Origin of the sequence: Herbaspirillum sp. YR522 (assembly GCF_000282575.1) — a bacterium.
Lineage (GTDB): Bacteria > Pseudomonadota > Gammaproteobacteria > Burkholderiales > Burkholderiaceae_D > Herbaspirillum.
This window is the reverse complement of record NZ_AKJA01000082.1, coordinates 1-7,656: the sequence shown is the minus strand read 5'-3', so window position 1 is coordinate 7,656 and position 7,656 is coordinate 1. Positions and strand designations below refer to the sequence as shown.

The 7,656-nt window shown below is 64.8% G+C and carries 3 protein-coding genes and 1 pseudogene; 1 reads left to right on the top strand and 3 read right to left on the bottom strand.

The features are described from left to right. Positions 1-96: 96 nt before the first annotated feature. Complete coding sequence (gene parC / locus PMI40_RS11770) at positions 97-2,412, top strand: DNA topoisomerase IV subunit A (protein WP_008115474.1); 2,316 nt, start codon at positions 97-99, stop codon at positions 2,410-2,412. 28 nt (positions 2,413-2,440) lie between these two features. Here parC and PMI40_RS11765 read toward each other — a convergent pair whose 3' ends face one another. From PMI40_RS11765 to PMI40_RS11755, 3 genes and pseudogenes are all read right to left on the bottom strand, one after another. Beyond that, complete coding sequence (locus tag PMI40_RS11765; RefSeq protein ID WP_040501944.1) at positions 2,441-6,514, bottom strand: membrane-targeted effector domain-containing toxin; 4,074 nt, start codon at positions 6,512-6,514, stop codon at positions 2,441-2,443. Positions 6,515-6,884: 370 nt separating this feature from the next. Further along, positions 6,885-7,346, bottom strand: coding sequence for an Hpt domain-containing protein (locus tag PMI40_RS11760; RefSeq protein WP_008115470.1), 462 nt, complete (start codon positions 7,344-7,346; stop codon positions 6,885-6,887). Between the two features lie 177 nt (positions 7,347-7,523). Next, positions 7,524-7,656, bottom strand: a pseudogene (locus PMI40_RS11755) (heat-shock protein); the annotation flags it as partial.

The window sequence follows — 7,656 nt, the reverse complement described above, 5'->3', positions numbered from 1 at the left end:
GCGGGGGAGCCGGCGCGCCTGAAAGTGACACTGCCCCCGCGCGCGCCGGGCATCAACGATTAATCCGTCCCAACCGAACACGAAAAGACCAGCTCCATGACCGATCAACCGACCCTGTTTGACCAAGTTCCGGCGGCGCCCGAGGGAGACGCCTTGACGCTGTCGACCTTCGCCGAGCGCGCCTATCTCGACTACGCGATCTCGGTCGTCAAGGGCCGCGCCCTGCCCGACGTCACCGACGGCCAGAAGCCGGTGCAGCGCCGCATCCTGTACGCGATGAACGAGCTCTCTCTCAATGCCGCGGCCAAGCCGCGCAAGTCGGCCGCGGTGGTGGGCGACGTGCTGGGCAAGCTGCACCCGCACGGCGACCAGTCGGTGTATGACGCGCTGGTGCGCATGGCACAGGACTTCTCGCTGCGCTACCCGCTCATCGACGGTCACGGCAACTTCGGCTCGCGCGACGGCGACGGCGCGGCGGCCATGCGCTACACCGAAGCGCGCCTGACGCCGATCAGCCGGCTGTTGCTCGACGAGATCGGCATGGGTACGGTCGACTTCCAGCCCAACTACGACGGCTCCACCGAGGAACCGCGCCAGTTGCCGGCGCGCCTGCCCTTCGTGCTGCTCAATGGGGCCTCGGGCATTGCCGTGGGCCTGGCCACCGAGATCCCGTCGCACAACCTGACCGAAGTGGCCAAGGCGGCCGTGGCGATGATCCGCAATCCCAGGATCACGCATGGCGAACTGATGGAACTCGTTCCCGGCCCCGACTTTCCGGGTGGCGGCCAGATCATCACGCCGGCGGCGCAGATCGCCGACATGTACCAGAGCGGTCGCGGCAGCCTCAAGGTGCGCGCGCGCTGGAAGATCGAAGAGCTGGCTCGTGGCCAGTGGCAGGCCGTGGTGACCGAGCTGCCGCCGGGCGTATCGAGCCAGAAGGTACTGGAAGAGATCGAGGAGCTGACCAACCCCAAGGTCAAGCTGGGCAAGAAGACGCTGACTCCCGAGCAGCAGGCGCAGAAGGCCACCATCCTCGGCCTGCTGGACGCGGTGCGCGACGAATCGGGCCGCGATGCGCCGGTGCGGCTGGTGCTGGAACCGAAGTCCAAGAACCAGGACCAGACCGAGTTCATGCATACGCTGCTGGCGCAGACCTCGCTCGAAACCAGCGCCTCGCTGAACCTGGTGATGATCGGCGGCGATGGCCGTCCGCGCCAGAAGAGCCTGTCCGACATCCTGGGCGAATGGGTGGCGTTCCGCTTCGACACCGTGACCCGTCGCACGCGATACCGCATGCAGAAGGTGGACGACCGGATCCACATCCTCGAAGGCCGCGAGGCGGTGCTGCTCAATATCGACCGCGTCATCCGCATCATCCGCGAATCGGACGAACCCAAGCCGGCCCTGATCGAGGCCTTCCGCCTGTCGGAACGCCAGGCCGACGACATCCTCGACATCCGCCTGCGCCAGCTGGCGCGCCTGGAAGCGATCAAGATCTCGCAGGAACTGGCCGAGCTGCGCAGCGAAAGGACTTCACTGCAGGACCTGCTGGAGAACCCGTCCTCGATGAAGAAACTGGTCATCAAGGAAATCGAGGGCGACGCCCGCCAGTTCGGCGACGCCCGCCGCACCATCATCGAGGAAGCCGAAAAGGCGGTCTTCGAGCAAAAGCTGGTCGACGAGCCGGTGACCGTGATCGTGTCGCAGAAGGGCTGGGTGCGGGCGCGTACCGGGCATGGCCACGATGCCGCGCAATTCACCTTCAAGGCCGGTGACGGGCTGTATGCGGCATTCGAATGCCGCACCGTGGACAACCTGCTGGCGTTCGGCTCCAACGGCCGGGTCTATACCATTGCCGTGGCCGCCTTGCCCAATGCCCGTGGCGACGGCGTGCCGGTCACCACGCTGGTCGAACTGGCCAACGGCAGCAACCTGCTGCACTACCATGCCGGCCCGGCCGACACCACCCTGCTGCTGGCCTCCGACGCCGGTGCCGGCTTCGTCGCCAAGGCCTCCGACATGTTCGGCCGGGTCAAGGGTGGCAAGAGCTTCTTCACCCTCGACGAAGGCGCGCAACCGCTGGCGCCACGCGTCGTCGCCGCCGGCGCCAGCGCCGTGGCCTGCCTGTCGGCCAACGGCCGCCTGCTGGTGTTCGGCCTGGACGAACTCAAGACGCTGTCCTCCGGCGGGCGCGGCGTGAACCTGATGGAACTCGACCCCGGCGAGAAACTGACGGCGGCCGTCGCCATCAGCCAGAAAGGCGTGACCGTCTCGGGCCTCGGCCGTGGCGGCCGTGCCCAGGAAGTCGCCTTGTCGGCCGCCGCACTGGCACCGCATATCGGCAAGCGCGCGCGCCGCGGCCGGGCGCTCGAGTCGAAGCTCAAGCCTACTACCCTGCTCGCCAACACCTGAGCAACCGCGATCACACCGGCGGCATTTGCTACGATGCCACCGGTCGCGCCTGGTGTTGGGGCAGCATCAGGCGCCAGTCGCTGGTGCGCGTGTAGAGAAACTTTCCATTATCCACGACACGGTCGCCGTAGTCCGTGATGAAGATCCTGCCCAGCTTCGGTGGCGCCGTGCGCACTTTCATCGATGGCACGCCAAGCAGCGTGCCCAATGAGGGAATGCCCAGCGTGGAAGTCTTGTCCAGGTGCGATCCGCCCACCACGGCCAGCCACTTGCCCGGATGGGCGCGTTGGTCCTCCTCGATCTTGCGCAAGGCGTAGTAGTTCATGGCCTTGAGGCGGTCGCCGGAGATATCGACCTTCAACCGCGACGCCGCATAGGTATCGATAGGCTTGATGGCAATGCCGTGGCGCCCGGCCTGCTCGAAGATCTCGACAACCCCACCAGGTGAATCGGTCGACTCCCTCAGATTTTCAGTGAGGTAGTGACGCAGCTGCGGCGACATGAACCGCCCTCGGTTGAATTTCTCGATCTCTTCCCCGATGATATCGCCGGAGAGCTCCATGTATATCGTCTCGACACCATTGGCCTTGAGGTTGGCCATATTGGTCTTCAGGAAGCTATTGACCGCTGTTTCGCCATGGTTTTCGCCGATGAAAAATCCGTCATGTCGTTGGTACACGCTCGACAGTATCTGCTTGTCGGTGGCCCCGCTGAGCACCGTCGGCGCGCCTGCGGATTCACCAGGCAGCGTTTGATTGGGGGCAGTCCCGGCCGGTAGCTCGAACATGCTTTCTTGCGCGACCGGCAGGCGGGAAAAATAGCTGTTGGCGTCGGTGAGCAAGACCCGCGTTTTCGCCGCCCCGCGCGCATTGAGCGTTGCCGCCAGCGACCGCTCTTCGGCTGTTTTCGGGCCATTCCAGGCCAGTTCGCGTTCCTGCGGCGTCAGGCGCATGCCATACAATTCGTCAACGGCCGGCAAGGGTGTCATCGGAACGGACACGAATGCCGGACCAGGCAGGTAATTCGCCTGCGTGCCAGGCTTGCCCCTGGGTATCAAGCGCGGGCCAGTGGGCGCGCCGCCCCGTAGTGCCCCCACCTGCCAACCGTCATCGCTGCGCAGCACTTGCACACCGTGCAACGCCTGCCCCGACTGGTCGGCCACGATGGCGCGTCGGCCTTGATCGGCCAGGCCCTGGATCCGGACCGCATGACCGTCAAGGGCGATGTACGACTTGTCCGCGATCGTATAGACCTGGTTGGCGCCTGGAACCCGGCCCGCCAGGGACACGTCGTGGTCGACCGCAGGCGCGACACGGTAGTCCAGCTGGTCACGTCCGACAGGCTCGGTCGAGCGCGGCATCGCGGTGCCTGAGGTGGCGCCGCGCATGGTGCCGGCTTGCTCGATCGCCGCGTCGGATGTCGCCTGCTCCGCCGCCTCGACGGCGGCACCGGTTTCTTCCGCGGCACGTGCCTCCGCGCCCCCGGGCACGAGCAGAGACGCCGCGTTGATTGCATCGCCGACCAGTTCCAGCTCGCCCTCGGCACGTTGGCTGCCGCGTCCCAGGATGGCCTTGACCAGGCTGCCGCCCACCGGCACATCCTGGAAGCGCTGTATGGTCCGCTGCTTCTGGTATTCGTCGTTGCTGTTGACCTGCCAGTCGGCATCCTCAAGCGCCTTCTCTCGCATGGTCCCGGAAAGAAAATCGAAGGGGTCGCCCTCGATGCGTTCGCTCCTGGACAACGCCTTTGGATAAAGCACCCCGGCAGTACTGGGAATCACCTGCAGGAATTCTGTCTTGAAAAACGTGGCGACCCCTGTACCACCATCGAGTCCATTGGCATCGGTTGCCGAGAAATGGTCGCGGGCAAAGCGATCGACCCAGGCGCCATCCTTGGCGCGCTGGTTGAACCAGGCTTCCAGCTTGCCACGGTCGGCGAACACCTTGAACGGCTGTTGCTCGCCTGGCAGGTAAAGCCCCTGGCGCGACCCACTTTTGTCGAACAGGTAAAGCCCATTGTGCGATGTGCGGCCGTCCATCCTGAGCGCATCCGTCCGTACGCCCCCGCCTTCGACGTTTTCCAGGCCTTGCCGAAAAAATGCATGCTCGCTCTCGTTGAGTTTGCCTGCGCCCAGGGACTCATCGAGCCGCGCCATGGCGGCCTGCCGATGCAAGCCGGCCAGCGCGCTGCCATGCTTGTCCCAGAAATCGGCGACCTGCTGGCGGTAGACATTGGCCAGGTCGTTGCCGCCCTTGGCAGCCGGCAGCATCATCTGCCGATATAGCGCCTGGGCGTCGATCCGGCTGGCTGCCAGGAACGGATTACGTACACCATTTTCAGTGCCATCCTGCCGCGACTTTTGTTCGATCTGCCGCCAGGTATCGACCGTCAGGTGTTTCTTGTTGAAGTCAGCTGCGGTAAAGACGCCAAATGCAGTCGCCCCCTTGCGATTGACCAGCTTGCCGTCGGCAGAATTGAAATTACGGATGAACAGCTCATCGATGGGCGTGCGCTGGATGACCTGTTGCGGCGGCAGCTTGGGTAGGCTACTGGCGCCATCCAGCCCCTGCGGGAGCAGGTCCAGCACCGCCGCGCCCAAGCCGCCAGCGATGGAAAGGTCGGCAATGTTGCGCAGGCGTGTTTCCCAGGTCGTCTTCGGCGGCAGGAAGCTGGCAAGGTAGGTGTTTGCGGGGTCCAGCTCGACGCCGAAATGCTTGCGCAGATAGCCGGAGGCATACTGCGCCGCCGACGATTGCAGATCGGGCTGCTGTGCGGCGATCTGTTCGAGTTGCCGTTCGAGCGCGGACGACCTGGTCAATGGCGCCGCCGCGCTCGTTGCTTCTGCACCGGCCATACCAGGCGCCTCGACCGCGGCCAGTCCTTGGCGCTGCGCGGCTTGCGCTTTTTCCAACACCTGCCATGCCATGCCCTGCGCTTTCTGTACCGCGGCGACATCGCCGCCGTCGTCCACGGCCGCACGCATCAGGTCGAGCTCCTGCTCCCTCTGCCATTTCGTCAATGTCTCGAACGGTGTCGTGCCCAGCGGGGAGTCCGAGCTCAGCAGGGGTGTGGCCTGGGTACTGCCAGCCTGGCGTTGCTTGGTGCGCGATTCCAATCGATGCGACAGCTCGCCTGCCGTCGGCGAGAACGTGAAATGACGCTGCACGAATCGGCGCGCCCAGCCGCTGTTGGCCGCCTTGCCGTCGATCCACTGCCGCGCGGCCTGGGCATCGTCGAAGCCGCGCAACGGGTGACGGGCGCCGGGCAGGTAGAGCAGGTTGCGTCCGCTGTCGCTGTCCTCGATCCGCAACGCATTGTGCGAACGCTGGCCGGCCACGTCCAGCGCATACACCTTGACGTGGTCCTTGGGCTGGCCACCAAGGCCGAATACCGCCAGGTCGATGTCGCGGTTATCGATTGCATCGCTGGCCGAGGCCTCGGTGGTCATATCGAGCGCGATGCGCCTCTGCAACTCGGCCAGCGGCGCCTGGTGCTGGTCCCAGTAGTGTCGCAATTGCTCTTGATATGCTTGCGAAAAGCGCGGTCCGGACTGCCACGCCGCCTCTGCCTTCTTGTACAGGCGTGCGCTGTCGATCCGGCTCGGCACGAGCTGGTCGCCAGCGGCAGCGGGGTGGCTGGCGCGATAAGCCGCCACCGCAGCGGCGTCGCCGGTGGCCAGGGGCGCTCCCTGTGCAATCTGCGCTTGCGTATAGACGCCAAACTCACCGCGCGCGGCGCCCATGTTAGTGCGGTCGTATTGACCAAATCCCTGTGTCAGCACCTGGGCCAGCGAGCGCTGGCCGGCGATGTCCTGCGCGCTGGCAATGCGCAGCTTGCCATTGGCACGGATCGTCGCCTTCTCTTGCGCCGAGGGCTTGTTGAAGCGCACCAGCATGGTACGGTCGCGGTCGGCGCCCTCCAGTCCCAGCGCCGGCAGCAAGGCGTCCACATACGCCGACGCCGCCCGGTCGATGAACGGGTACTCCTTGCGCAGCGCGGTCATGGCGGCATTGGCCTTGGGCTCGTCGACCGACGGGGCGCTGCGCTGTAGCCGCTTGGCCGATGGCAATTGCGGCACCCGTGTCGCATCGACCGGAGCCATCCAGGATGCTGGCGAGGACCCGCTCGATTGAGCGGTCATGACAGGCGCGCGAGGTGTTCGCGGCGCCGGCGACGACGCTTCGCCGCCGGGCCTGGCCGACGCGCCGTCGGTCGCAATGGAAATGGACCCTGCCAGTGCCGGGGTGGTCTGTGGGGAATGAAGCCGTGTCTGCATGAAACCTCCTCGTTGCGTGAGGCAGGCGGCGTGGGCGGCCGTCTGCACAGGAGGAAAGTTTGCCGCTACGGCGACGTCGGATGCGTTACATATCTATTTTTTAATGCGGTCGTACCCGGCGGGCACGCCATGGCCGCAGTCGGGGCGCTGCGGCAGGCACTGCGAGACGTTTGTGGCCCAGGTCATGGCCAGGATATCAATTGGATCCGGGCCCATCGATGTAATGCCGTACTTCGTCGAGCACCGCATTGAAGCGTTCGGACAATTCGCTGCGATGGATGCGGGCATCGTCCGTTGCCGCATTCTTGGTCTGCTGCTCGATTGCCTTGAGCAATGCCGTCAGTGCGTCGGCGCCGACGAGCGCGGTCGAACTCTTGAGGCTGTGCGCTTCGCGCCTGACCACTTCGGCGTTGCCGTCCGCGAGGGCCTGCTCGAGCCGCGCATACGTGGCCGGCGCACTTTGCGCAAAGGTCTTGAACATGTGCTGGCAGGTGGCGACGTCGCCGCCTACCGCGTCCAGTAGCGGCTCTGGATTAATGTGCTGGTATTGAATGTCATTCACGCGTTTCTCCCTGGTGCCCTGGCGCAATATACGCAGGGCAATATGTTTTAGCCATTGTTTTTTTGTTAATTCTTTGGCGCGCGACAAAGGCAGCATTGACCAATGTACTTATAAATTAATCACACCGATGACCTGCGTCAACTGAAAGTTACGCCATCGATGAACAGAATGCACCACCAGGCCGCCGCCGCTGCCAGCGTCGGCGCCGGTCGCAAACGCCGACGCCCGCAAACGCGGGCGTCGAGCTACTGCATTTCAGTCACCCAGGGCTGGTCAGGCGGCGACCTTTTCCAGGCGCTGGACATTGCTGTCGGTGGCACCGATCTCGATCTTGCGTGGCTTGAGCGCTTCAGGCACTTCGCGCACCAGTTCGATGTTGAGCAAGCCGTTCTCGAGGCTGGGGGCG

What these genes read in the sequence shown, in the direction of transcription:
- PMI40_RS11765 (WP_040501944.1), bottom strand. Translation starts at nt 6,514, where the DNA reads ATGGCTCCGGTCGATGCGACACGGGTGCCGCAATTGCCATCGGCCAAG.
- PMI40_RS11760 (WP_008115470.1), bottom strand. Translation starts at nt 7,346, where the DNA reads ATGCTGCCTTTGTCGCGCGCCAAAGAATTAACAAAAAAACAATGGCTA.
- parC (WP_008115474.1), top strand. Translation starts at nt 97, where the DNA reads ATGACCGATCAACCGACCCTGTTTGACCAAGTTCCGGCGGCGCCCGAG.